Genomic DNA, 25,326 nt, shown 5'->3' with positions numbered 1-25,326 from the left:
TTGGAGCGACACACGAGGTTCGAACTCGTGACCTCAACCTTGGCAAGGTTGCGCTCTACCAGCTGAGCTAGTGTCGCATCACATCTCTTTAAAAGAGATTGGTTGCGGGGGCCGGATTTGAACCAACGACCTTCGGGTTATGAGCCCGACGAGCTACCAAGCTGCTCCACCCCGCGTCCGATTTTTCTTCACCATTAAAGTTTGGTGACAACTATTTTCGTTTACCGCCGTAGCCATAAACTTCAATTTGGAGCGACACACGAGGTTCGAACTCGTGACCTCAACCTTGGCAAGGTTGCGCTCTACCAGCTGAGCTAGTGTCGCATCACATCTCTTTAAAAGAGATTGGTTGCGGGGGCCGGATTTGAACCAACGACCTTCGGGTTATGAGCCCGACGAGCTACCAAGCTGCTCCACCCCGCGTCCGATTTTTCTTCACCATTAAAGTTTGGTGACAACTATTTTCGTTTACCGCCGTAGCCATAAACTTCAATTTGGAGCGACACACGAGGTTCGAACTCGTGACCTCAACCTTGGCAAGGTTGCGCTCTACCAGCTGAGCTAGTGTCGCATCACATCTCTTAAAAGAGATTGGTTGCGGGGGCCGGATTTGAACCAACGACCTTCGGGTTATGAGCCCGACGAGCTACCAAGCTGCTCCACCCCGCGTCCGATTTTTAACGAAAGGAAACAAACACGTTATCTCCTTTCGAGGCTGCGCATTATACGACTAAATTTGTCGGATGCAATAGTTCTTAAACTAAAAACCGCAGATTATTTTCTAACTGCTTATTTTCACATCAAATAGTGAAGATATGCTCACGATAATAGCGCAACTCAGCAATTGAATCATGAATATCATCTAATGCTAAGTGGCTACCTTGTTTAGAAAAACCATCAAGCAACTCAGGCTTCCAACGACGTGTTAATTCTTTCAGTGTACTAACGTCAAGATAACGGTAATGGAAATACTGTTCAAGCTTCGGCATATGTTTATATAAGAAGCGACGATCTTGACCAATACTATTACCACAAATAGGTGATACACCTTTTGGCACCCACTGTTCTAAAAAAGCAATGGTTTGAGCGACCGCTTGCGCTTCAGTGATCGTACTTTGACGAATACGCTCGACTAAACCACTATTAGTGTGTGTGGTTGTACACCAATCGTCCATTTTTGCTAATTCAGCTTCTGGCTGATAAATAGCTAGAACGGGCCCCTCTGCCAACACATTAAGCTGTGGATCGGTCACAACTGTGGCGATTTCAATGATTTTATGAGTTTCTGGATCCAATCCGGTCATTTCCAGATCAATCCAAATAAGATTCTGATCGCTGATTGTCATTCGATATTGCCTCTTTTGTGACTAAACCATGTATGATAATACCGAAAGCCAACCAAACAGAACGATATTCTTGTGGCAAAAAAGAAAAAACTAACTCAAGGTCAGAGCCGACGTGTCCGCTCTAACCAAAATAAGCGCCTTGATCGCGCTAAAAATGAAGTCCAATGGGATGAAGCCCTATTGGAGAATGCCCGTGAAGGGCTAGTTATTACTCGATTTGGTCAACACGCAGATGTTGAAGATCCGCAAACGGGTATTATTCATCGCTGTAACCTACGTCGCAGTATTCAAAGCCTCGTGTCTGGAGACCGTGTCGTTTGGCGTCCAGGTGTTGAAGCATTGCAAGGTATTGCTGGCGTTGTAGAAGCGGTACATGAACGCAAATCAATGTTGACCCGCCCTGACTATTACGACGGTGTAAAAGCGGTTGCAGCTAACGTTGATCGAATTGTAATTGTGTCATCGATTCTACCTGAGCTATCGCTTAACATTATTGACCGTTACATTATTGCAGCTGAAACTATCGGCATTAAGCCGCTAATTGTGGTCAATAAAGTCGACTTATTGACCGCGGAACAACGACTTGACGTTGAACGTAAGTTAACGCAATACCAAAATATTGGTTATAGCGTACGCTTAGTCAGTACCGATACAGGTGAAGGGCTTGAGGATTTGAAGATTGATTTAAAAGATCATGTCAGTATCTTTGCCGGCCAATCTGGTGTTGGAAAATCAAGTATGGTCAATGCATTAATGCCAGACGTTGAGGCTGATATTGGCGATGTTTCGACTAACTCTGGCTTAGGCCAACATACCACTACGGCTGCAAGATTATATCACTTTGCTGATGGCGGTGATTTAATTGACTCCCCAGGAGTACGTGAATTTGGTCTATGGCATCTAGAACCAGAACAAATTACCGAAGCATTTGTTGAGTTTCGTCAATATCTAGGTGGCTGTAAATTCCGTGATTGTACACACGGGAACGATCCTGGCTGTATCATTCGCGAAGCCGTTGAGCGTGGTGATATTAGTCGCGAACGCTACAATAGTTACCATAAGATTATTGAAAGTATGTCGGAAACAGTGGCTAACCGCCAATTTTCACGTAACAAACCAAACTAAAAATAGAATAAGCCTAAAGAATTTCATTATTTTTTAGGCTTATTTTTTATCGACTACAATTCAAATCAACACCGACAAACTTAACTTATCTACTGCAGCTATAACGCCACAATAACTGACATTATTAAAATAGTTCGGTACTATTACGGGTTGACGTTATTCTTCCAAATAAGCAAAGAATAACTAACTTATTGATTAATTAATATTTACTGGAAGAATGATTGTGCTAGATAAGATTAAGATTGGCCTTCAATATTGCATGCCAAAGCATGCGTTAACCCGTCTTGTGGGTAAACTAGCGGCTTATGAAGGTGGAAAACTAACTACTACTATTATTCGTTGGTTCATCAAACAATATAACGTCAATATGGCTGAAGCGCGTAATCCGGATCCAACGGCTTACCCAACCTTCAATGCTTTTTTTGTACGTGAACTAATGGAAGGTGCTCGCCCAATTAACAACGATCAGCAAATCATTAGTCATCCCGCTGATGCTTGTGTAAGCCAATTCGGTCCAATTAAAGCTGGGCGCTTATTCCAAGCCAAAGGCCATTACTTTAATGCCTGTGAATTATTAGGTGGTGATAGCGATTTAGCCGATGAGTTTATGGGGGGAGAATTTGCGACATTGTACCTTTCACCAAGTGACTACCACCGAGTTCATATGCCATGTGATGGTGTATTACGCCAAATGATTTATATTCCGGGCGACCTTTTTTCTGTAAATCCACTCACCGCAACCAATGTTCCTAATCTGTTTGCCCGTAATGAGCGTGTTGTATGTGTGTTTGAAACTGAGTTTGGCCTATTAGCACAAGTGCTCGTTGGCGCGACTATTGTTGGCAGCATCGAAACCGTATGGGCTGGTACTGTGACGCCACCTACGGGTCCAGAAGTTCGTCGTTGGGATTACCCAACAACGGGAGAACAAGCTATTTGTTTAAAGAAAGGCCAAGAAATGGGTCGCTTTAAATTGGGCTCGACTGTGATTAACTTATTTCCTAAAGACAGCATCCGCTTTGTAGACAACATGCAACCAGGTCAAGTGACCCGCATGGGACAACCTTATGCTGAACGTCTAGTTAAATAAAATGCTATAAATACTATTGTCGACGGGGTAACGATTACCCCGTGACATTGATTAATACCTCATAAAGCACAACATTTTCGTTTATTGGTGCTCTATATCTCTGCTTTATATTACAGCGATCACTAAAGCTATTCTTTAATAGTATTTTTCAATATCAAATCAAAACATTACTATGCTAACGTTAGTGCTTCATCTCGCGTACCCAGTACTACTGTTAGGTCGGGATAACTCTCATACTCATAGGTAATCATAATGAAAAAAAACACAGTATCAGCATTAGTACTCGCCTTAGCGACCTGCTTTTCTCTTTCTGCACACGCTAATGCGGCATGGGGATACGGTGATCAACAAGGTACTGAGCATTGGGTTGATAGTTACCCAGCCTGTGGCGGCGAGAATCAAAGTCCAATTGATATTCAAGACCCAATTCAAGCACAAACGCAGCCATTACAAATTGACTACAATGGTAAAATCACCAGTATTACCAATAACGGCCATACAATCTCAGTTAATGTTAGCGGTGATAATAAAGTCATTATCGATGGCGATACTTATATCCTAAAGCAATTCCATTTCCATACTCCGTCTGAAAACTATATTGACGGCAAGCAATACCCATTAGAAGCACATTTCGTTAATGTTGATGCAAGTGGCCATATTGCTGTAATTGCGGTGATGTTTGAAAATGGTCCTCGAGCAAATAATGAATTAACCACCTTACTAAAAAAGATTCCAACCAAAGGTGAGACAATTGATTTTACTGGTGACCTAACTCCAAACGCACTACTGCCGCGTGAACGTCAATATTTCCGTTACAATGGTTCATTAACCACACCACCATGTACAGAAGGTGTGATTTGGTATGTTATGCAAAGCCATCTTACAAGCTCAGCGGCTCAAATAGAGCAACTTAACCAAATGATGGGTGATAATAACCGTCCCTTACAACCTCTTAATGCTCGAATTGTGATCGAATAAACACCAATCTAAATGATAATCAGTTGCAACAACAATTAAGTCCGGCTAGAATATTTTAACGGTTTAAACACCTTGAAATCCGACTTGCTGTTTAACCCCATTATCATTTACATCCAATAAGATCTTCGGCGTTAATTGCACGTCCCCTCAGTATGAGATTATTGATAATCACTAACTGGTGCATAAGCGTTATCTGACGACAAAAAAAGCACGGCTATAATAACCGTGCTTTTTTTACCCTGCGGCATTGCTACAAACCTTTAGGCGATTTCAATTGGAAAAGCCGTTACTTGATCAATATGATCTTGTTCTAATGCCAACATAATCACCCGATCAATCCCTAATGCAACCCCTGCACAATCAGGAAAACCAGCTCGTAATGCTTCAACGAGATGCATGTCGATAGGTTGTGGCTGTAAGCCCATTTGTAATCGCTTGTAGTTATCTTGTTCAAAGCGTAACAATTGCTCATCGCCATTTGCTAACTCATGAAAGCCATTAGCAAGCTCAATCCCTTTAAAATACACCTCAAACCGCTCAGCAACACGTGGATCTTGGGGATTAATTTGAGCCAGCGCGGCTTGTGAAGCTGGGAAATCATATACAAAAGCTGGCACTTGTTGACCAATTTTAACTTCAACACCAATACTAAACAGTAATTGCAATAAGGTGTCACGATCTTGCTCTGGCTCAGCAATATCAGCCAACCCTAACTGAGCAGCAACAGCTTTTAACTCTGTCATCGTGCCTTCTAATGGGCACACACCTAACACATCAATAAATGCTTGTTGATACGTCATTTTTTCAGCAGCACCACAGCCTAATACTTGCTGCAATAACGCATCCATTTCAGCCATTAGCTGATGATGGTCAAATCCTGGTCGATACCATTCCAACATCGTAAATTCAGGATTATGGTAACGTCCCGACTCCTCATTACGAAATGATTTACATATCTGATAGATCGCTCCACTACCAGCAGCCAATAGTCGCTTCATATGAAATTCTGGACTGGTCATCAAATACAATGTTTGACCATTAGCGTAACCTGGCCCCACAAACTCGGTTTTAAACGCATGTAAATGAACATCCGTCACTGTCGCCTGGCTCATGGCTGGCGTATCCACCTCGATAACATCACGAGCTGCAAAAAACTGACGAATCGTCGCGAGTAAAACAGCACGTTGTTTTAGTTGAGTAATATCAGCAGTAGGCTGCCAAGGCTGGGACATAACTATTTCTTCTTATATAAAAGGAAATCAGACCATTATTCTAACAAAGCCACACATCTAACCAAGTATTGGGCTGATTATATTTACTACCCATCAACATTCATTGTGAATAAAAATGAATAGCATTAACAGATAAGCCCTCAAAAATCATTAAAGCAGCAATGACCACGACAACAAAAAAGCACAAAAAAATAACAACAAACACACAGGTAATTAAAAAAAGATCACATTCCTCATTAATAAAATGCATCGAATAGCTTATTAAATCTTTTACAACAAGGTGTTGAAGCATTTTTTTGTTACACACAATTAATAAGCCACAAACAATTAATCACAAACAAAACAACTAATTAACACCACCAAAACATGACAACTTGTGACAATAATCACAATTTCTGTAATCAGATTACATTTTTTGATTATTTCGTTAAAAACACGCGTCTACATCATATTTTATCTTAATGAGGTTTCATAAAATACCCGCAGGATTTCAAGGATAGATGCGCACGACGCGTCTTTTCATTTTTTTACCGTCTTACCTTCGGAGGATAGCTGTGAAGACTATTACCACAGATATCGCTGTAATTGGCGCGGGTGGTGCAGGCCTACGTTCTGCCATCGCTGCTGCAGAAGCAAACCCAGAACTAGAAATTGCACTTATTTCAAAAGTCTACCCAATGCGTTCGCACACAGTTGCCGCTGAAGGTGGCTCTGCTGCTGTTATCAAAGACGAAGATAGCTTTGATAATCACTTCAACGATACCGTTGGCGGTGGTGACTGGCTATGTGAACAAGATGTGGTTGAATATTTCGTCGAGAATTCAACCCGTGAAATGATCCAAATGGAGCAATGGGGTTGCCCATGGAGCCGTAAAGAAAACGGGGAAGTGAACGTACGTCGTTTTGGTGGTATGAAAGTTGAACGTACATGGTTCGCGGCAGATAAAACTGGCTTCCATATGCTACACACCCTATTCCAGACCTCTATCAAATACCCACAGATCAAACGTTATGACGAATACTTCGTGGTCGATCTGCTAATTGAGAATGGCGAAGTACAAGGTCTTATTGCAATTCATATGGCTGAAGGTGAACTGATCTGTATTAAAGCAAAATCAGTGATCCTAGCAACCGGTGGTGCTGGTCGTGTTTACCACTGTAATACTAACGGTGGCATTGTAACTGGCGATGGTATGGCAATGGCATTCCGCCACGGTGTACCGCTACGTGATATGGAATTTGTTCAATACCACCCAACAGGTTTACCTGGCACTGGTATTTTAATGACCGAAGGTTGTCGTGGTGAAGGCGGTATTATCGTTAATAAAAACGGTTACCGTTACCTCCAAGATTATGGCATGGGCCCAGAAACACCTGTAGGCGAGCCAAAAAATAAATACATGGAACTAGGTCCGCGTGACAAAGTTTCGCAAGCGTTCTGGCATGAACAACAAAAAGGTAACACGATTCAACATCCATTGGGTGATGTGGTGATGCTTGATTTACGTCACCTTGGTGAAGAGTACTTACATGAGCGTTTACCGTTCATTTGTGAACTTGCTAAGGCATACGTTAACGTTGATCCAGCCAAAGAGCCGATTCCAATTCGCCCTACCGTGCATTACACCATGGGTGGTATTGAAACTAATGGCCAATGTGAAACCCGTATTAAAGGTCTATTTGCTGTCGGTGAATGTGCCTCTGTTGGTCTTCACGGTGCGAACCGCCTCGGTTCAAACTCACTGGCTGAGTTTGTGGTATTTGGACGTGTAGCCGGTGAACATGCGGTTAAACGTGCTGAAGAATTCCAAGGTTGGAATGATACTTCAATCAATGCTCAAATTGATGCCGTTCAAGCACGTATTGATGCCCTAATGGCACAAACAGGCGATGAAAACTGGGCGCAAATCCGCACTGAAATGGGTCATACCATGGAAGCGGGTTGCGGTATTTACCGCCAGCACGATCTAATGCAAGCCACGATTGACAAACTAGCGGAGCTAAAGCAACGCTTTAAACACATTAGCATTCAAGATAAAGGCAAAGTCTTTAACACTGACCTGCTATATGCAATTGAAGTTGGTTACGGCTTGGATGTTGCAGAAGCAATGGCGCACTCAGCAATTCTACGTACAGAATCTCGCGGCGCACACCAGCGTCTAGATGATAACTGTACTGAGCGTGATGATGTTAACTTCCTCAAACATAGCTTGGCATTCTACAACGATGGTGCAGCACCACGTATCGATTACAGTGATGTAACGATTACTAAATCACAGCCAAAAGCGCGTTTATACGGTGCCGCTGCTGAAGAAGCTGCTGCCGCTGAAGAAGCCGCGACTAAAGTAAATCAAGAGGAAAAGGCATAATGTCAGACAATCGCATTCAAAAAATTGAAATTCTGCGTTATGACCCAGCAACAGATGCAGAACCGTATTTACAAGCATTTGAAGTACCGTTCAATGAAACCATGTCAGTACTTGATGCATTAGGTTACATCAAAGACCACCTTGATAAGCACCTAAGCTACCGCTGGTCTTGCCGTATGGCGATCTGTGGTTCATGCGGCATGATGGTCAATGGTGTGCCTAAGTTAGCTTGTAAGAGCTTTCTTCGTGATTACCCAAATGGCGTTAAAATTGAGCCACTCGCTAACTTTGCGATTGAAAAAGACTTAATTGTCGATATGACGCCGTTCATTGAGCGTCTTGAAGCAATCAAGCCCTACATTATCGGTAACGATCGTAAGCCTGAAGATGGTACTAATCTACAAACACCAGAGCAAATGGCAAAATACAAGCAATTTGCTGGCTGTATTAACTGTGGTCTTTGCTACGCAGCGTGTCCACAATTCGGTTTAAACCCTGAATTTATCGGTCCTGCAGCACTCACACTAGCGCACCGTTATAATCTTGATAGCCGTGACCATGGTCAGCATGAGCGTATGGAACTGATCAACAGTGAGAATGGTGCATGGGGCTGTACATTTGTGGGTTACTGTTCTGAGGTATGTCCAAAGAGCGTTGATCCAGCAGCAGCTGTAAACCAAGGCAAAGTGGAATCATCGAAAGATTTCGTTATTGCAATGTTGAAGCCTCAGGAGGCATAAGGATGAGCAACCGTAAACCTTACGTTCGTGAAATGACGCGTACATGGTGGAAAGACAGTTCTTTCTATCGTTTTTACATGCTGCGAGAAGCAACTGTATTGCCGCTAATTTTCTTTACTATCTGTCTAACCTTTGGCTTAGGTTGTTTAGTAAAAGGTCCTGATGCGTGGCAAGGTTGGCTGAATTTTATGGCTAATCCAATTGTAATCATTCTAAATATTATTGCGTTAGCTGGTAGCTTATTCCACGCTCAAACATTCTTTAGCATGATGCCGCAAGTGGTGCCAATTCGCATTAAAGGCAAGAAACTAGATAAGAAGATTATCATTCTTGCACAGTGGGCAGTTGTTGCTGTCATCACCGCCATTGTTTTAGCGCTAGTTTAAGGAGCCGCTCGTGATTAATTTACATCCAAAACGTTCCGATGAACCAGTATGGTGGAGTCTATTTGGCGCCGGTGGTACTTGGTTTGCCATGATCTCCCCTGTCACAATTCTAGTACTTGGGATCATGGTGCCACTGGGTATTATCAGTCCAGAAGCCGTTAGCTATGAGCGCGCAGCAGACTTCGCAACCAGCTTTATTGGCGCATTGTTTGTCATTGCCACCTTATCACTACCAATGTGGCATGGTATGCACCGTCTACACCATGGTATGCATGACCTTAAGTTCCATACTGGTGTTGCTGGTAAGATCGCTTGTTATGCAGCAGCATTTCTAGTCACGGCACTATCGATTATTTTTGTATTTATGATTTAATCATTACTAAATACCATCCAAAAAGCACCGCTTGCGGTGCTTTTTTTATTGCTAAATTTTAACGAAAACATCATTGAGCATAAATTTAAGCCAACAAAAAAGGCCGCCTAAGCGACCTTTTTTAAAGCTCAATATGAATTACTTCACACGGCTTACGTATTCACCTGAGCGTGTATCAACTTTGATAACTTCGCCAATCGCGATGAATAGAGGAACACGAACTACAGCACCTGTAGTTAATGTTGCTGGCTTACCACCAGTACCTTGTGTATCGCCCTTAAGACCAGGATCAGTCTCTGTTACTTCAAGCTCAACAAAGTTTTGCGGAGTAACAACGATAGGGTTACCGTTCCACAGCGTTAGCGTACACGCATCGTTTTCTACTAACCATTTCGCATTATCACCAACAGCTTTTACGTCTGCTGCGATTTGCTCAAATGTTTCATTGTTCATGAAATGGTAGAATTCACCATCGTTATATAGATAATCAAGTTCAGTATCGACTACGTCTGCAGCTTCAACAGATTCACCTGATTTAAACGTTTTTTCAAGAACTTTACCTGAAATAAGTTTACGGATTCGTACGCGGTTGAACGCTTGACCTTTACCAGGTTTAACAAATTCGTTTTCGATAATGACACATGGTTCATTATCAAGCATAATTTTCATTCCGCTGCGGAATTCATTGGTGCTGAAAGACGCCATTCTAATCCTCTTAACATCTTCGAGTTGTATTTAATGTCGCATATCATACCCCGAAACGTGCCATCTGTTGAGCAAAACTGGCTGAATGATCTAGCTAATGCGATATCTGATCCGTTAAAGCTACTCAATTGGCTTAAAATTGATCCAACACCTTGGCAAAAAGGTCTCGCTGCTAAAAAATTATTTGCGCTTCGCGTTCCTGTAAGTTTTGTAGAAAGAATGGAAGTTGGCAACCCATACGATCCATTATTACGCCAAGTACTGCCGCTAGAGCAAGAATTCGAAGTCCACCAAGGCTATTCAACCGATCCCCTTGATGAACAAGATAACCCGATTCCAGGGCTACTACATAAGTACCACAACCGTGTTTTGATGATAGTAAAAGGCGGTTGTGCCATTAATTGTCGCTATTGCTTTCGACGTCACTTCCCTTATCAAGACAACAAAGGCAATAAAGCAGTATGGCAACAGAGCCTTGATTACATCGCCAGTCAACCACAAATTAATGAGGTGATTTTATCCGGTGGTGATCCATTAATGGCAAAAGATCATGAGCTAACATGGCTACTCGAACATATTGCCACGATTCCCCATATTAAACGGTTACGGATCCACAGCCGTTTGCCGGTAGTGATCCCACATCGAATCACACCAGCACTGTGTGAACTATTTGCCACCAGTCGCTTACAAATTATCATGGTGACTCATATAAACCATGCCAATGAGATTAATAGCGACCTAACGACTGCAATGACACAACTCAAGCAAGCTAAGGTCACATTGTTAAATCAAAGCGTGCTACTTAAAGGCGTTAATGACTCCGTCACAGCACTGACAAACCTTAGCGAAGCATTATTTGATGCCGGTATCCTACCTTACTATCTACACGTACTTGATCATGTTCAGGGAGCTGCGCATTTCTTTGTCAGTGACCAGCAAGCACGAAGCCTAATGGCTGAAGTGATCAATAATGTCTCAGGCTATTTAGTACCAACATTAGCCCGTGAAATTGGCGGCAGAAGCAGTAAAACACCACTCGATCTTTATCTTGAGTAATTTTCATTTCTATATCGTAACCTTCTCAATACCCTCACGCCATATCACTATTACCATACTGGCTCGTCATTACGGGTCAGTAAGAGGCTGTTATTGACGATATTAATTATCGTACCGTACAGCTTTTCATAAAAAAAACACCTAAAACATACACCAACCATTTAGCCCATTATAGGCTAATCAATATTGTGATGTAACTCATTGTTTTATAAGGAGCGTACAGCCTGTGCAGCTTTTAATGCTATATAACTAGAGAGCTATTGGCCTATGATATTACTTTTGAATTATTAGTAATATTACTCTTGCTCACCATTAAAAAAAATCATCGTGGCAGATCTCGATTTTTCTACAATTTACGTGCATAGTCGCGCCTCATACAGCAGCCCTTTATCGTATCGGCGTTCGCCAAACGTCACCGCTGCTGCCAACTCGCTCCCTTACATGAGTATCGTAATGAAAATTGGCATTTTGTCACAGGACGCAAACTTATATTCAACCCGCCGCCTTCACGAAGCTTGTCAGCAACGAGGTCATGAAGCAGTCATTATCAACGCCCTTCGTTGTTATATGAATATCAATTCGGTGCAACCCTCTATTCATTTTGAAGGCACTGATCTTATTGGCTTTGATGCTATCATTCCACGTATAGGCTCAGACATTACCTTCTATGGTTGCGCTGTATTACGCCAATTTGAAATGATGGATGTGTTTTCTGTGAATCAGTCTATTGCGATTTCACGTTCTCGCGACAAACTACGTTCATTACAATTACTGAGCCGTGAAGGTGTCGGTATGCCGATAACGGGTTTTGCCAGTAAACCTGATGATGTGTTAGATCTGATTAAAATGGTCGGTGGCGCCCCGCTAGTAATAAAACTTTTAGAAGGGACGCAGGGGATTGGCGTTGTACTTGCTGAAACTCAAAAAGCAGCTGAAAGTGTTATTGAGGCATTTATGGGCCTTAAAGCTCATATCATGGTTCAGGAATATATTGAAGAAGCCGGTGGTGCAGATATTCGTTGTTTTGTAATTGGTGATAAAGTTATCGCGTCAATGAAGCGCCAGGCAGCAGAGGGAGAGTTCCGCTCCAACTTACACCGTGGTGGCAGTGCTTCATTAATTCGAATTACGCCAGAAGAACGTAAAACAGCAATTGCAGCAGCAAAAGCGATGGGGCTGAGTGTTGCAGGAGTTGATTTATTACGCTCTAAACGTGGACCACTGATCATGGAAGTTAATTCATCACCAGGTTTAGAAGGTATAGAAGCAGCAACAGGTAAAGATATTGCCGGTATGATTATTGATTATATTGAAAAAAATGCAGGTAAAAGTCGTCGCCACCTACAAAATCAATAGCTTATAAAAAATCATTAAAAAGCAGTCTAATAAGGCTGCTTTTTTATTACCCAAACAACACCGATCAGCTTTTATAGCCAAAAACAGCTAAAAGGTGTCCATTATTATGAAATTAATAAAAAAGACAAAATACCACGTAACTAATTGATATTAAACAATAAATAACCGTACAGCTTTTTTCGCTTTTTACTCAGCGAACTACCGACGAGGGTTCACCATAGGAAAAATGCTTTATCCTGCTATATCTCTACAAATATCACCATCAACAAAGACCGTAATACTCGTATAAAAATGTGATCATTCAAATACTCATAATCAATATCTTGATTAGTACTACCTCGTACCATCAAATTACGCTAACGTATAAACAATATGATGACGATAAGACTAACCAAGGATTCGCAATGACTGATTTTATCTATGATGTTGAAATGGTAGAAGATGATAAGCCATATAGTATGGGGCAGGTAAACACCAATGAAATTCCAGAAGAAGCACTGACTACTTACACTCAACTGCTGTCGCAATTACTGCAACAACAAGACCAAGGTAAACGTTATGCTGGTTTTGGTTTTGAGGGCGCAGAAAAATTAGCATTTAGTGCACTACAAATTGCTGAACATGATCAAATTGGTGCAGGAATGGTCTACAACCCAGATGATAATGGTGACAACTTTGTATTAATCGGCCGTGTGTTCTTTTGTATCAAAGATCGTACGGTATCATTTAACATGGAGTCTAACGCAGATGATGTGCTCGTACAGGGAGAGATTGATCTACGTGGTTACATTCAATCATTTGTCGTTTGCTTTATGGCAGCGTGGGTTGAACTAAACAAAGAATACCTACCAAGCAATAACTAACGTATATAAAAATTCAGCCCTCGGTGTAAACGCATCAGGGCTTAATGTAACCCACCCTTCGTACAGCTTTAATCTAAAATAACACCTTTTTTAAGTACAAAAACCCAGACACTTATTACCTCCAAGTAAAATACCTCTAACGTACTGATTTTTAATAACTATATTTAACGTGCAGCTTTTCACGCTTTTTTCCATGCAAACTAAAGACTATGACTTGCTTTTAAGTTGCCGTTTTATGGTTACTCACACATAACCACTACTATGAAACCACACCATTCATATCGAGCAAATAACTGCTCACCATTATCAAATTAAACAACTGGATCGTACCAAGGAGGTGAATTTAACATGATCATAAAAAGACAGTTAAATCACTGGATAACTGTACTGACAACTTAAAGTATAAAAACATAATATAAATTAATATTTTATTATCTTGTAATTTATCATCAAAAATATTGATCATGATTAAATAGATAAAATTCAGTAAATAATCAACATTTCATCTAATAGCTATAAAAGTAACAATAATATGAATAGTAGCCATTTTGCAGCGACTTACTATTATTGGTTTAAAACTGCTATCACTAAAACAGCAATCAACAATGTTCAGATGTTTTTCCAATAAACAGCAAAAACATGTACACTTTTACACCCACCAGCCAACTCTCAATATGCAAGCTTAAGTTGTTGTTTTTATTGGTGTTTATTTACGTACAGCTTTTCGAGAAATATCCCGAACGAACTCCCTCTATAAGCCTCCAATAAAAATCAATCAAACACAGCGTAAATCATTATCTTCAGGTAATAAAAAAGTCGAGCTATGCTCGACTTTTTATGGCAACAACTTTTATAACCCAGAGAATTTAATCTCTACGGTTATAAATATCTTACATCATACCGCCCATACCGCCCATACCGCCCATGCCACCCATATCAGGCATAGAAGGAGCATCAGATGCTTTATCAGTAATCATCGCTTCAGTAGTGATCATAAGACCTGCTACAGATGCTGCAAACTGAAGAGCTGAACGGGTTACTTTAGTTGGGTCAAGAATACCCATCTCAATCATATCGCCATATTCGCCAGTTGCAGCGTTGTAACCGTAGTTACCTTCACCTGCACGAACATTATTAGCAACAACAGATTCTTCATCACCTGCGTTCTTAACGATTTGACGAAGTGGTGCTTCCATTGCACGAAGTGCTACACGGATACCTACATTTTGCTCTTCGTTATCGCCAACAAGGTTTACTACTTTAGATGCTGCACGAATAAGTGCTACGCCACCACCAGCAACAACGCCTTCTTCAACCGCAGCACGAGTTGCATGTAATGCATCTTCAACGCGGTCTTTCTTCTCTTTCATTTCAACTTCAGTTGCTGCGCCAACTTTAATTACCGCAACGCCACCAGCAAGTTTTGCTACGCGCTCTTGAAGTTTTTCTTTATCGTAGTCAGAAGTTGCATCTTCAATTTGTTGACGAATTTGAGTCACACGGCCTTGAATCATGCTCTCTTCACCAGCACCATCAATGATAGTCGTGGTTTCTTTAGTGATAGTAATACGTTTAGCTTGACCAAGATCTTCTAGTTGAACTTTCTCAAGCTCTAAACCAATCTCTTCAGAAATAACAGTACCAGCAGTCAGTACCGCGATATCTTGTAGCATTGCTTTACGACGATCACCAAAGCCAGGCGCTTTAACAGCAGCAACTTTAACGATACCACGCATGTTGTTAACCACTAATGTTGCTAGCGCTTCGCCTTCAACATCTTCTGCAACAATAAGTAGTGGGCGAGACGCTTTTGCTACGCCTTCTAGAGCAGGAAGAAGCTCACGAATATTTGATACTTTCTTATCAACCAATAGGATAAATGGACTTTCTAAATCCACAGAACCTGCTTCTTGGTTATTGATAAAGTATGGTGATAGGTAACCACGATCAAACTGCATACCTTCAACAACATCAAGCTCATCTTGAAGTGCTTGACCTTCTTCAACCGTGATAACACCATCACGACCTACTTTTTCCATTGCTTCTGCAATAAGGTTACCAACAGTTGTATCAGAGTTTGCAGAGATAGTACCTACCTGTGCAATTGCTTTCGTGTCAGCACAAGGTACAGACAATGTTTTTAGCTCTTCAACCGCAGCGATAACAGCTTTATCGATACCGCGCTTAAGATCCATTGGGTTCATACCCGCAGCAACCGCTTTTAGGCCTTCAGCGATAATCGCTTGAGCAAGTACCGTTGCAGTTGTTGTACCGTCACCCGCAGCGTCATTCGCTTGCGATGCAACTTCTTTCACCATTTGTGCGCCCATGTTTTGGAACTTATCTTCCAATTCAATTTCACGCGCAACAGAAACACCATCTTTAGTGATAGTTGGTGCACCAAATGATTTATCTAGTACAACATTACGGCCTTTAGGACCTAATGTTACTTTTACCGCATCAGCCAGAATGTTAACACCTTCTAGCATTTTAATTCGTGCGTCGTTACCAAACTTAACGTCTTTAGCAGCCATCTTAGGATTTCCTTTCTTAATTCTTAATTTAATGTGATCGGATTATTCAACGATTGCCATAATGTCATTTTCAGACATGATAAGAACTTCTTTACCGTCAATTTTTTCAGTTTTAGTGCCGTAGCCTTCAGCAAAAATAACTACATCGCCCACTTGTACGTCAAGTGGTTGTACGGTGCCATTTTCTAAAATGCGGCCTTTACCTACAGCAAGAATTTTACCGCGAGTAGATTTTTCAGCAGCTGAACCAGTTAAAACGATGCCACCGGCAGACTTAGATTCAACTTCTTGGCGTTCAACGATAACTCGGTCGTGTAAAGGACGAATGTTCATTGGTCGTCTCTCCTGATAATTAAGGTAATGTCCATGATTTTAAGCCTACAAGAACTAACTTGTATGACTTTCTATATGACTAAGATGTTGGGTCTAATTTCTAAATCCCAAGGTTTAGACGACTTTTTTTTGTTATTTATTTGAGAAATTTTGCCCGATCACACACTTTGCATTAGGGTATGCAGGCATCCTTATTTTGAGACCACTATGGCAACCCAACCCAAGTCAGATAAACATGGATTATTATCAGCACCAATTCCTGATGCATTACGCCGTTTAGCAGTGCCAATGGTGTTTGGCATGATCGCGATTTTAATGTTTAATTTAGTCGATACTTTCTTTATTTCGCGCTTGGGCACCAATGCACTGGCGGCGGTTAGTTTCACCTTTCCAGTTACCTTTGGTCTTAATTGCATCACCATGGGAATGAACGTCGGTATATCGACCAGTATTGGACGCATGCTCGGTCAAGGCGATAACCACAGTGCTGCCCGCATTACTACTCATGGGTTGCTACTTAGTCTGCTATTAATGATTGTTGGCTCGAGCATTGGATTGCTTACCATTAAACCATTATTTACCTTAATGGGGGCTTCAGCTGAGTTACTACCGATTATCGAACAATATATGACAGTGTGGTATCTCGCGATTCCATTACTCGTGATTCCAATGGCGGGTAATAGTGCTATTCGCGCCACTGGCGATGCGAAAAGCCCCGCAAAGATCATGGTGATCGCTGGTGTCATTAACGGCCTATTAGATCCTTTATTTATCTTTGGCTACGGTCCAGTACCCACATTAGGCGTTCAAGGGGCAGCCATTGCCAGTGGTATCAGTTGGGTATTTGCACTTATCGCATCATTATATCTGCTTTATAAACGTGAAAAGTTACTGATCTTACCGCAGTGGCGATTATTGAAACACGATTGGCAACAAATTTTGCATATTGGTGTGCCAGCTGGCTTGTCAACTGCGCTCAACCCACTATCGGGAGCGTTATTAATGGCGCTATTGGCAAGTCAAAGTACCGCTTCTGTTGCTGCTTATGGTGCAGCGATGCGAGTCGAATCCTTATTAGTGATTGTAATGATGGCACTTGGCTCTGCATTAATGCCTTTTATGGCACAAAACTTAGGCGCGGAGAAACCACAACGAGCGTTTAGCGCCCTCTTTACCGCCATGCATTTTGCTATCGGGTTTCAATTGTTGGTTTTTATTGCGATGGTGCCATTAAGTATGCCACTCGCGGCACTGTTCTCTAAAGACAGCGTGGTTCAAGAACAATTATGGCATTATTTATTAGTGGTGCCTGCTAGTTATGGATTACAAGCGATTTGCATGCTGTTAATTAGCGCCCTTAATGCCTTACATAAAACCATTAATGCACTATGCTGGAATCTATTGCGGCTATTTGTGCTATTACTACCAGCGGCATGGATAGGTAGTTATATTTATGGAACTGAAGGGCTATTTATTGGTATTGCAGTAGCTAATATCATCAGTGGTATTGGTGCTTATTGCTATGCTCGAAAACTACGAAAAAACATGCTTTCACTCTCGTGATTAATATGAATAGCATGAATAAAAAAAAGCAGCCTCGGCTGCTTTTTTTTACGTGATTTTTTTGTTTGTTCTATGTTTCATTTACGGCAATCGATGATTGGAATTGTTATTTTTATGGTCATCTTTACGTTCATACTCACCATCAAACACATCGCCATTAGCTGCATCATGTGAATTGGTGTGATGTGAAAAACCACCACCGAATTGATTAAAGTTACTTTTTAGAGTGACTTTTTGCATTAATAATTGGGCAATTTTAGCCCTTGATGGCGGCAATAATAAGACCAATCCTAAAGCATCTGTCATAAATCCTGGCGTTAATAATAACACCCCAGCCACTGCTAACAACATTCCTTCAACTATTTCTTGAGTTGGCATTTCACCTTGTTGCAGCTTCTTCTGAACTGAGGTTAAGGTCGCTATTCCTTGACTTCTTACCAACGATGCTCCAATAACCGCAGTTAAAAAAACAATCGCTATTGTTGGCCATAGACCTAATAACCCACCCACTTGAATGAATAAGCCAATCTCAACCATCGGCACCACAATAAATAGCAACATTAATAGTGGAAACACAAACAACCCCTTTCATTAAATAAATTTATGCTGACGCCTTGTCGTATGACCTTACCTTATTATAGATCTAATTACTCATTACAAATTTTATTAGCTCGTTGAAAAGTGTTAACAAATAATACAAAATTATAATTTGAATCAGCTCCCAAAACAGTCTTACCTCTTCCTACATTTCATTCACATCTTGTCATTTTTCTTCATTTTAGAAGCAAAATAGCGTGCTACTGTTAACAGAAAATGTGAAAGAGATCGCGTTTCCGTGCAAAGATTAACAAGCTCTCGTAAAAAGTGATCTGGATTAGGTTTTTAGCGGTTGAGGGGAGTATTATCGGCATCAATTAAGGTGTCAGGTACGATCATCTAGCCACAACTTTGCGACAATGGATTATCGCTACAACTGTTGGCTTACTTATTGATTTTAATTATAAAGATTTGCAAAGGGCTATATTATGTCTCAGATGATTGATCTTGAAAAAAATAAAGCAACAATCAATGTTGCAACTCGTATCGAAGAAGATCTACTTGGCGAACGTCATGTACCTGCGGATGCCTATTGGGGTATTCACACATTACGTGCAATTGAGAACTTCAATATTTCAAACACAACAATTTCAGATGTTCCTGAATTTGTACGTGGCATGGTATTTACCAAAAAAGCAGCAGCAATGGCCAACAAAGAACTTGGCGCAATTCCTTCTGATATCGGTAATTACATTGTTCAAGCATGTGATCTCATCCTTGAAAATGGTCGTTGCATGGATCAATTCCCATCTGATGTTTTCCAAGGTGGTGCTGGCACATCGGTTAATATGAACACTAACGAAGTTATCGCTAACCTTGCGCTTGAAATTATGGGTGAAGAAAAAGGTCGCTACGATATCGTTAACCCAAATGATCATGTTAACAAATCACAATCAACTAACTGTGCTTACCCAACAGGTTTCCGCGTTGCGGTATACAACAGCATCATTAATATGCTGGAAGCACTGGATTACTTAAAAACTGCATTTGATGTTAAAGCTACTGAATTTGCAAGTGTTCTGAAAATGGGCCGTACCCAGCTTCAAGACGCTGTACCAATGACTGTTGGTCAAGAATTCCATGCTTACGGTGTATTACTAAAAGAAGAAATTAAAAACCTTCAATACACAGCACAACTACTACTTGAAGTTAACCTTGGCGCGACAGCGATCGGTACTGGTCTAAACGCTGCGACAGGTTACCAACAATTGTCTGTTCAACGCCTTGCTGAAATCACCGGGCTACCAGTCGTTGCTGCAGAGGATTTAATTGAAGCAACCTCTGATTGTGGCGCTTACGTAATGGTTCACGGCGCACTAAAACGTACTGCAGTTAAATTATCTAAAATTTGTAATGATTTACGTTTACTTTCTTCAGGCCCACGTACAGGTCTAAACGAAATTAATCTACCTGAAATGCAAGCAGGCTCTTCAATTATGCCGGCAAAAGTAAACCCAGTTATCCCTGAAGTGGTTAACCAAGTTTGCTTTAAAGTGATTGGTAACGACACCACTATCACTTTTGCAGCAGAAGCAGGTCAATTACAGTTGAACGTAATGGAGCCGGTTATTGGTCAAGCAATTTTCGAATCTATTAGTCTATTGAAAAATGCTTGTATTAACTTACGCGATAAGTGCATCGAAGGTATCACGGTAAATAAAGAAGTCTGTGAAAGCTACGTCTTTAACTCTATTGGTATCGTTACTTACCTAAATCCATTCATTGGCCACCACGAAGGTGACATTGTCGGTAAGATTTGTGCTGAGACAGGTAAGAGCGTACGTGAAGTCGTCCTTGAGCGTGGCTTACTGACTGAAGAGCAATTAGATGATATCTTCTCCATCGAGAACTTAATGCATCCTCAATATAAAGCTAAACGTTACAACTAAAAACGTTAGCGACTGAGAATACCAGCGGATTGTCACTTGATTATCCGCTTTTTTTTTGTGAACAAATCCTCTTTTTATTTTTATTTTTATTTTTTAAACTTTTAGACAGGAAAATTGTATGACTGGACTTGAACTCTTAGTCGTTCTAGGTTTTATTTATTTAGGCTCTAGGATTGGCGGTATTGGTATCGGCTTTGCCGGTGGTGCCGGTGTTTTAGTATTATCATTAATATTTGGGGTACCAACCAGCGAATCGCTGATCCCTATCGATGTTATCTTAATTATTATGTCAGTGATCACTGCCATTGCCGCAATGCAGGTTGCCGGTGGTATGGATTGGCTGGTAGAGATTGCAGAAAACTTTCTTCGTAAACACCCGAAACGTATCACTTTTTATGCGCCTATCGTAACTTATTTTATGACGGTGTTAGCGGGTACAGGGCATACAGCTTTTTCCACCCTACCTGTTATTGCTGAAGTGGCTAAAGGTCAAGGCATTCGCCCTTCTCGCCCACTTTCCATTGCCGTTATTGCATCACAAATCGCGATTACTGCCTCACCTATTTCAGCAGCGGTCGTGTTTTTCTCTGGTATCCTTGAACCCGTTGGCGTGAGTTACATAACGCTATTGGCTATTTGTATTCCAACCACCTTTATTGCCTGTATGGTCGGTGCTTTTGTGGCTAACTTTATGGGTTGTGAACTAAAAGATGATCCTGTTTATCAAGACCGTTTAGCTAAAGGTTTAGTCAATATTGAACAAACTGGCAAGCGTGATATTAAGCCAACGGCACGTAAAGCAACTTATATTTTTATTACTGCCATTGTGCTGGTCGTGTGTTATGCCGCCGCTATTTCTCATTCAGTCGGTTTAATTACTGATCCAACATTAGGTCGTAACGAAGCAATTATTGCCGTTATGCTAACCTCAGCAGCGATAACTGTATGGGTAACCAAAATTGATGCCGCTGAAATCCCATCAGCACCGACATTCCGTTCAGGTATGACAGCCTGTATCTGTGTTCTTGGTGTAGCATGGTTAGGTGCAACCTTTGTTAATGCGCACGTTGACGGCATTAAAGAAATTGCAGGCTCATTATTAAGTGGCCACCCTTGGATGTTAGCGTTAATTCTATTCTTTGCTTCAATGCTACTTTACTCTCAAGGTGCAACTACAACCGCATTAATGCCTGCAGCATTAGCGATTGGTGTGGCTCCACTAACAATGGTGGCTTCATTCGCCGCAGTAAGTGCTTTATTCGTCTTACCAACTTACCCAACACTATTAGCCGCAGTAGAAATGGATGACACAGGTTCAACTCGAATTGGTAAATGGGTCTTTAACCATCCATTCTTTATACCGGGTGTGGTTACCATTGCAACATCGGTGGCTTTAGGCTTTTTATTTGGTAGCTTTATTTTATAATTTACAACTAACACAGAATGATTAAAAAGCTGCTTTCGAGCAGCTTTTTTTTATTGGTGATAAATACTTGCTAAGCTGAAAAGAGGATCTTTTAGATTAACAATATCTAATACTCACTCGCACGGGGATGGCTATTTATGGTCACGATTAAGATAAAACATGCTTTTTGGGGATTAACCACCGTCATAATCATCATGGTAAGTACCTACTTACTATATGCAAAGTCGACACCTATGGCGCTGACATTTACCACTGTTAGTTCAATTTCAGAATTAAAACTCGCTCTTAAAATAGCGGCTCAACAACAACGGCCAGTAGTGCTCGATGTCTACGCTGAATGGTGCTCACCCTGCGTTGCTTTGACTCAACAGACCTTTCCCGCTGCAAATGTTATTCCTCAACTTAATAAATTCACCCGCTTAAAAGCCAATGTCACTGCCAATAACGCCACCGATATCGCATTGATGCAATATCTTAATGTTATCGGCTTTCCAAGCTTATTATTTTGGGATCCTCAAGGTAACCCCTTACCACAGGCAAAAATCAATGGCTTTATCAATGCAGATAATTTTAGTCAGCACTTACAACTACCAATATTCTCTTTACCCTCATCAACCTCACAAAATAACGTGCAATGACGCACATAATTACAAAAGTGGTACTTTCAAGCGCGATCAAGATCCAATCTCAGCCGTGACGAAATTGCACCTTAGTTACTGAAATGTTAACGTCAAAAAATCAATTACTTCAATAGGCATCACTATGGACGTTCCATACACCATTGTTATCGCCGATGATCACCCGTTATTTCGTAATGCCCTCTTGCAATCGATTCATATGGCGATCAGTGGAGCCAACCTCCTCGAGGCCGATTCACGAGATTCTTTATTTTCATTGTTACAAAAAAACGGCGATATCGACTTATTATTACTCGATCTTAAAATGCCTGGATCGAATGGTATGTCTGGACTAATTCAAGTACGTCAACAATATCCAGAGTTAGCAATTGTGGTGATTTCTGCCAGTGAAGAAGACCAGATTGTTCAGCAAGTTTATAATCATGGCGCATTTGGGTTTATTCCCAAATCCAGTGAGATGCAGACATTATTGGCCGCCTTAAAACAGATCCTCAATGGTGAACCTTATTTCCCCACCACTATCAGCCACAATGATCATCATCAGCAACTATCAGCCAAAATTGCAGCGTTAACACCACAACAATACAAAGTATCAACCATGCTAACGGAGGGGTTGCTAAACAAACAAATAGCGTATGAACTGAGTGTCTCTGAAGCGACGATCAAAGCACATATGACGGCCATTTTTCGCAAGCTCGAAGTCAAAAATCGCACCCAAGCGGTAATATTATTACAACAATTAGCAATCAATTAGCCTGATAACGTCGCTACCTTCTCTTCCATAACGACGCATATCACCATCACAGTTAAATGACGCTCTTATTTGAGCGTCTTATTGTTTTTTTGTTAATAAACAATTAGTTAATATAGAACGTAACTTAAGCGGTTTAACAGGTTTACTTAAAAAACCAAATCCTTGCTGGCGAATTATTGCTTGATTGTCTGTTAAGCGATCAGCACTAATCACCACCCCTTTAAAGTGCAAACCTAATTGTGAACGGCATAGCTGCAAAATCTCTAACCCCGTTTGCTGTTTTGCAAGGTGATAGTCACTTAAGATTACATCAGGTTGCCAACCATCGATAAGTCGTTGCATTGTTTGAGCTTTATTTTCAGCAATACGTACCTCACAGTGCCATTGCTCTAATAACGTTTTCATCGCGACTAAAATATCTGATTCATTATCAATACATAGCACCTTTAATCCAGCTAATGAAGCACCAGCAGAGTGAGATAATAATGACGTTGGTAATGACAACGTTGATGGTGAACTACGACCGACAGCTAATGAGAATACGGTTCCTTGTTGAGGCCATGAGCGCAGCCCTAAAGGATGATCTAAAACTCGGGAAATACCTCGAGCAATCGCTAACCCCAACCCTAAACCATGTTCAGCGCCAGTTTGATCCATTCGAGTAAATTCATCAAAAATATCGGCTTGCTGCTCGATGGGGATACCAGGACCATTATCCCAAACCTCAATCAACAGTTGCTCACCACGGCGGCGCACGCCTAATAGCACTCGTCCTTTAGGGTTATAGCGAAAAGCATTGGTTAAAAAGTTTTGTAATGCACGTCGAAGTAATTTGATGTCAGAAAGGATCACTGCGTTACTCATCACCACCTTAAAATCAATTTGCTGCTGCTTAGCTAACACTCCAAATTCCGCTTGTAACACACTCAATACATCACTCACTCGCACTGGCGCCATATGAGCGGCTAACTTACCAGCTTGTAAACGCGATACATCCAATAAGTCACCAATCAAATCTTCTGCCGCACCTAAAGCACTGGTTATGTGAGCAGCTAAGCGAGCACTTTGTTGACCTTCATTCATTTCAACTAATGCCGATGAAAATAACCGTGCGGCATTAAGTGGCTGCATTAAATCATGACTCACCGCAGCTAAAAACCGGCTTTTAGAGCGTGCTTGTGATTCTGCTTGTTGAGTTGCCACAACCAATTGCTGATTCAGTTGTTCCAATTGCTGAGTACGTTTTTTTACTCGTTCCTCAAGATGATCATTGGACTCTTTCAGGGCAGCTTCAGCTTGGCGAAAAACGGTAATATCGCTAAAGCTCATCACAAACCCACCACCAGGCATTGGATTACCTTGAACCTCAATAACCTGACCATCAGCGCGCACTCGAGATGAGGTATGGGCTGTTCCCTGCTGCAGATGTTGCACTCGCTTGGCAACGTGCAATTCAGGATCACCTTCACCACATAAACCTTGTTCAGCGTTATAATGGATCACTTCTGCAATCGGCCGTCCAACTTTAATTAATCCAACGGGAAAGGAAAATAATTCTAAGTAACGTTGGTTCCACGCTACCAACCGTAATTGTTTATCAACCACAGCAATCCCTTGACTAATATGCTCAATCGCTCCTTGTAATAAGCCACGACTAAAATCAAACATCGCTGATGCTTCATCAACAATAGTCGCAACATCTTCCAATTTCATATCACGATTCTGCAATGCGGATGTGAGTACCAACTTTGCAGATACCTCACCAAAAACAGAGGCTAAGACTTTTTCCGTATGCAATATTATTGCTGGTGATGCTTGTTGATCGGCTAACAGCTGACATTGTTGCTGCTGAGAGAATTGTGTAAAAGCCTGCTGAATGCGTTTACGTCCGACAAACCTTGCCGCTAATGTTTCGAGCTCCATCACTGTAATGCTTGCATTCATTATCAACGTCCCTTGATTATCCCACCTCA

21 protein-coding genes, 6 tRNA genes and 1 pseudogene are annotated in these 25,326 nt (G+C 41.3%); 15 read left to right on the top strand and 13 right to left on the bottom strand.

Annotation, left to right across the window (positions count from 1 at the left end; all coding sequences use genetic code 11):
* Position 1: 1 nt before the first annotated feature.
* The 7 genes from C0W29_RS17390 to orn all read right to left on the bottom strand — a co-directional run bounded on the left by C0W29_RS17390 (position 2) and on the right by orn (position 1,346).
* Positions 2-77 (bottom strand) — tRNA-Gly (locus C0W29_RS17390).
* 22 nt (positions 78-99) lie between these two features.
* A tRNA-Met gene (locus C0W29_RS17385) sits at positions 100-176 on the bottom strand.
* A gap of 72 nt (positions 177-248) precedes the next feature.
* Positions 249-324, bottom strand: a tRNA-Gly gene (locus C0W29_RS17380).
* 22 nt (positions 325-346) lie between these two features.
* A tRNA-Met gene (locus C0W29_RS17375) sits at positions 347-423 on the bottom strand.
* A gap of 72 nt (positions 424-495) precedes the next feature.
* Positions 496-571: transfer RNA gene (locus tag C0W29_RS17370), tRNA-Gly, on the bottom strand.
* A gap of 21 nt (positions 572-592) precedes the next feature.
* A tRNA-Met gene (locus tag C0W29_RS17365) sits at positions 593-669 on the bottom strand.
* 131 nt (positions 670-800) lie between these two features.
* Entirely contained in the window at positions 801-1,346 is a 546-nt protein-coding gene (gene orn / locus C0W29_RS17360) for an oligoribonuclease (RefSeq protein ID WP_045043695.1), read from the bottom strand.
* Positions 1,347-1,418: 72 nt separating this feature from the next.
* Here orn and rsgA point away from each other — a divergent pair, with 72 nt between their 5' ends.
* The 3 genes from rsgA (at position 1,419) to C0W29_RS17345 (ending at position 4,539) form a co-directional block, all read left to right on the top strand.
* Complete coding sequence (rsgA, locus tag C0W29_RS17355; RefSeq protein WP_045043694.1) at positions 1,419-2,471, top strand: small ribosomal subunit biogenesis GTPase RsgA; 1,053 nt, start codon at positions 1,419-1,421, stop codon at positions 2,469-2,471.
* Positions 2,472-2,694: 223 nt separating this feature from the next.
* Entirely contained in the window at positions 2,695-3,561 is an 867-nt protein-coding gene (asd, locus tag C0W29_RS17350; RefSeq protein WP_045043699.1) for an archaetidylserine decarboxylase, read from the top strand.
* A gap of 252 nt (positions 3,562-3,813) precedes the next feature.
* Positions 3,814-4,539 (top strand): carbonic anhydrase, encoded by a 726-nt coding sequence (locus C0W29_RS17345; RefSeq protein ID WP_107174225.1) that lies wholly within the window; start codon positions 3,814-3,816, stop codon positions 4,537-4,539.
* Between the two features lie 260 nt (positions 4,540-4,799).
* On the opposite strand, the gene epmA is transcribed toward C0W29_RS17345, so the two are convergent.
* Complete coding sequence (gene epmA, locus C0W29_RS17340) at positions 4,800-5,771, bottom strand: elongation factor P--(R)-beta-lysine ligase (RefSeq protein ID WP_045045544.1); 972 nt, start codon at positions 5,769-5,771, stop codon at positions 4,800-4,802.
* A gap of 554 nt (positions 5,772-6,325) precedes the next feature.
* Between epmA and frdA the strand changes: the two genes are divergently transcribed.
* Genes frdA through frdD form a run of 4 tightly spaced genes read left to right on the top strand, consistent with a single transcriptional unit; the run spans position 6,326 to position 9,639 of the window.
* Positions 6,326-8,140, top strand: coding sequence for a fumarate reductase (quinol) flavoprotein subunit (gene frdA, locus C0W29_RS17335; RefSeq protein WP_045043691.1), 1,815 nt, complete (start codon positions 6,326-6,328; stop codon positions 8,138-8,140).
* A complete protein-coding gene (locus tag C0W29_RS17330) occupies positions 8,140-8,880 on the top strand; it encodes a succinate dehydrogenase/fumarate reductase iron-sulfur subunit (RefSeq protein ID WP_036788860.1) in 741 nt (246 codons plus the stop codon). Before frdA ends, C0W29_RS17330 begins: the two co-directional genes overlap by 1 nt.
* A gap of 2 nt (positions 8,881-8,882) precedes the next feature.
* A complete protein-coding gene (frdC, locus tag C0W29_RS17325; RefSeq protein WP_045043690.1) occupies positions 8,883-9,266 on the top strand; it encodes a fumarate reductase subunit FrdC in 384 nt (127 codons plus the stop codon).
* A gap of 10 nt (positions 9,267-9,276) precedes the next feature.
* Positions 9,277-9,639: a fumarate reductase subunit FrdD gene (gene frdD, locus C0W29_RS17320; RefSeq protein WP_036788863.1), complete on the top strand. Its 363-nt coding sequence runs from the start codon at positions 9,277-9,279 to the stop codon at positions 9,637-9,639.
* Positions 9,640-9,777: 138 nt separating this feature from the next.
* Here the strand turns inward: frdD and efp are convergent, their stop codons facing one another.
* On the bottom strand, positions 9,778-10,344 hold the full coding sequence (efp, locus tag C0W29_RS17315) for an elongation factor P (RefSeq protein ID WP_036788864.1): 567 nt from the start codon (positions 10,342-10,344) through the stop codon (positions 9,778-9,780).
* Between the two features lie 33 nt (positions 10,345-10,377).
* Here efp and epmB point away from each other — a divergent pair, with 33 nt between their 5' ends.
* The 3 genes from epmB (at position 10,378) to C0W29_RS17300 (ending at position 13,619) form a co-directional block, all read left to right on the top strand.
* Positions 10,378-11,400 (top strand): EF-P beta-lysylation protein EpmB, encoded by a 1,023-nt coding sequence (gene epmB, locus C0W29_RS17310; RefSeq protein WP_036788866.1) that lies wholly within the window; start codon positions 10,378-10,380, stop codon positions 11,398-11,400.
* A 453-nt stretch (positions 11,401-11,853) separates the two neighbouring features.
* The gene (gene rimK / locus C0W29_RS17305; protein ID WP_036788868.1) at positions 11,854-12,756 is read left to right on the top strand and encodes a 30S ribosomal protein S6--L-glutamate ligase; all 903 of its coding nucleotides are present in this window, start codon (positions 11,854-11,856) and stop codon (positions 12,754-12,756) included.
* Positions 12,757-13,160: 404 nt separating this feature from the next.
* Positions 13,161-13,619 carry a hypothetical protein gene (locus C0W29_RS17300; protein WP_036788870.1) on the top strand — a complete coding sequence of 153 codons (459 nt, stop codon included), beginning with the start codon at positions 13,161-13,163 and terminating at the stop codon, positions 13,617-13,619.
* An 890-nt stretch (positions 13,620-14,509) separates the two neighbouring features.
* Here C0W29_RS17300 and groL read toward each other — a convergent pair.
* Positions 14,510-16,153, bottom strand: a complete 1,644-nt coding sequence (gene groL, locus C0W29_RS17295) for a chaperonin GroEL (RefSeq protein ID WP_036788872.1) — start codon at positions 16,151-16,153, stop codon at positions 14,510-14,512.
* Between the two features lie 42 nt (positions 16,154-16,195).
* Entirely contained in the window at positions 16,196-16,486 is a 291-nt protein-coding gene (locus C0W29_RS17290; protein WP_036788874.1) for a co-chaperone GroES, read from the bottom strand.
* Positions 16,487-16,693: 207 nt separating this feature from the next.
* Here C0W29_RS17290 and C0W29_RS17285 point away from each other — a divergent pair, with 207 nt between their 5' ends.
* A complete protein-coding gene (locus C0W29_RS17285; protein WP_045045542.1) occupies positions 16,694-18,049 on the top strand; it encodes an MATE family efflux transporter in 1,356 nt (451 codons plus the stop codon).
* Between the two features lie 81 nt (positions 18,050-18,130).
* Here the strand turns inward: C0W29_RS17285 and C0W29_RS17280 are convergent, their stop codons facing one another.
* On the bottom strand, positions 18,131-18,625 hold the full coding sequence (locus C0W29_RS17280) for an FxsA family protein (RefSeq protein WP_036788878.1): 495 nt from the start codon (positions 18,623-18,625) through the stop codon (positions 18,131-18,133).
* 449 nt (positions 18,626-19,074) lie between these two features.
* Here C0W29_RS17280 and aspA point away from each other — a divergent pair, with 449 nt between their 5' ends.
* The 4 genes from aspA (at position 19,075) to C0W29_RS17260 (ending at position 23,353) form a co-directional block, all read left to right on the top strand.
* On the top strand, positions 19,075-20,535 hold the full coding sequence (gene aspA, locus C0W29_RS17275; protein WP_080888944.1) for an aspartate ammonia-lyase: 1,461 nt from the start codon (positions 19,075-19,077) through the stop codon (positions 20,533-20,535).
* Positions 20,536-20,653: 118 nt separating this feature from the next.
* Complete coding sequence (locus tag C0W29_RS17270) at positions 20,654-21,961, top strand: anaerobic C4-dicarboxylate transporter (protein ID WP_036788880.1); 1,308 nt, start codon at positions 20,654-20,656, stop codon at positions 21,959-21,961.
* A 137-nt stretch (positions 21,962-22,098) separates the two neighbouring features.
* On the top strand, positions 22,099-22,599 hold the full coding sequence (locus C0W29_RS17265; RefSeq protein WP_052671704.1) for a thioredoxin fold domain-containing protein: 501 nt from the start codon (positions 22,099-22,101) through the stop codon (positions 22,597-22,599).
* 124 nt (positions 22,600-22,723) lie between these two features.
* On the top strand, positions 22,724-23,353 hold the full coding sequence (locus C0W29_RS17260) for a response regulator (RefSeq protein WP_045043686.1): 630 nt from the start codon (positions 22,724-22,726) through the stop codon (positions 23,351-23,353).
* 78 nt (positions 23,354-23,431) lie between these two features.
* Here C0W29_RS17260 and C0W29_RS17255 read toward each other — a convergent pair.
* A pseudogene (locus C0W29_RS17255) lies at positions 23,432-25,285 on the bottom strand (hybrid sensor histidine kinase/response regulator); the annotation flags it as partial.
* Between the last annotated feature and the right edge of the window lie 41 nt (positions 25,286-25,326).

It is taken from the genome of Photobacterium kishitanii (assembly GCF_003026355.1).
GTDB classification, from domain to species: domain Bacteria; phylum Pseudomonadota; class Gammaproteobacteria; order Enterobacterales; family Vibrionaceae; genus Photobacterium; species Photobacterium kishitanii.
The sequence above is the reverse complement of the archived record's forward strand: the minus strand, read 5'-3'. Positions and strand labels throughout refer to the sequence as shown.

Excerpts from the sequence above, each read along its gene's own strand:
- C0W29_RS17290 (WP_036788874.1), bottom strand. The coding sequence starts at position 16,486 with ATGAACATTCGTCCTTTACACGACCGAGTTATCGTTGAACGCCAAGAA.
- rimK (WP_036788868.1), top strand. The coding sequence starts at position 11,854 with ATGAAAATTGGCATTTTGTCACAGGACGCAAACTTATATTCAACCCGC.
- C0W29_RS17300 (WP_036788870.1), top strand. The coding sequence starts at position 13,161 with ATGACTGATTTTATCTATGATGTTGAAATGGTAGAAGATGATAAGCCA.
- C0W29_RS17260 (WP_045043686.1), top strand. The coding sequence starts at position 22,724 with ATGGACGTTCCATACACCATTGTTATCGCCGATGATCACCCGTTATTT.
- C0W29_RS17330 (WP_036788860.1), top strand. The coding sequence starts at position 8,140 with ATGTCAGACAATCGCATTCAAAAAATTGAAATTCTGCGTTATGACCCA.
- orn (WP_045043695.1), bottom strand. The coding sequence starts at position 1,346 with ATGACAATCAGCGATCAGAATCTTATTTGGATTGATCTGGAAATGACC.
- epmB (WP_036788866.1), top strand. The coding sequence starts at position 10,378 with ATGTCGCATATCATACCCCGAAACGTGCCATCTGTTGAGCAAAACTGG.
- efp (WP_036788864.1), bottom strand. The coding sequence starts at position 10,344 with ATGGCGTCTTTCAGCACCAATGAATTCCGCAGCGGAATGAAAATTATG.
- aspA (WP_080888944.1), top strand. The coding sequence starts at position 19,075 with ATGTCTCAGATGATTGATCTTGAAAAAAATAAAGCAACAATCAATGTT.
- C0W29_RS17345 (WP_107174225.1), top strand. The coding sequence starts at position 3,814 with ATGAAAAAAAACACAGTATCAGCATTAGTACTCGCCTTAGCGACCTGC.
- C0W29_RS17270 (WP_036788880.1), top strand. The coding sequence starts at position 20,654 with ATGACTGGACTTGAACTCTTAGTCGTTCTAGGTTTTATTTATTTAGGC.
- C0W29_RS17265 (WP_052671704.1), top strand. The coding sequence starts at position 22,099 with ATGGTCACGATTAAGATAAAACATGCTTTTTGGGGATTAACCACCGTC.
- epmA (WP_045045544.1), bottom strand. The coding sequence starts at position 5,771 with ATGTCCCAGCCTTGGCAGCCTACTGCTGATATTACTCAACTAAAACAA.
- groL (WP_036788872.1), bottom strand. The coding sequence starts at position 16,153 with ATGGCTGCTAAAGACGTTAAGTTTGGTAACGACGCACGAATTAAAATG.
- frdC (WP_045043690.1), top strand. The coding sequence starts at position 8,883 with ATGAGCAACCGTAAACCTTACGTTCGTGAAATGACGCGTACATGGTGG.
- C0W29_RS17285 (WP_045045542.1), top strand. The coding sequence starts at position 16,694 with ATGGCAACCCAACCCAAGTCAGATAAACATGGATTATTATCAGCACCA.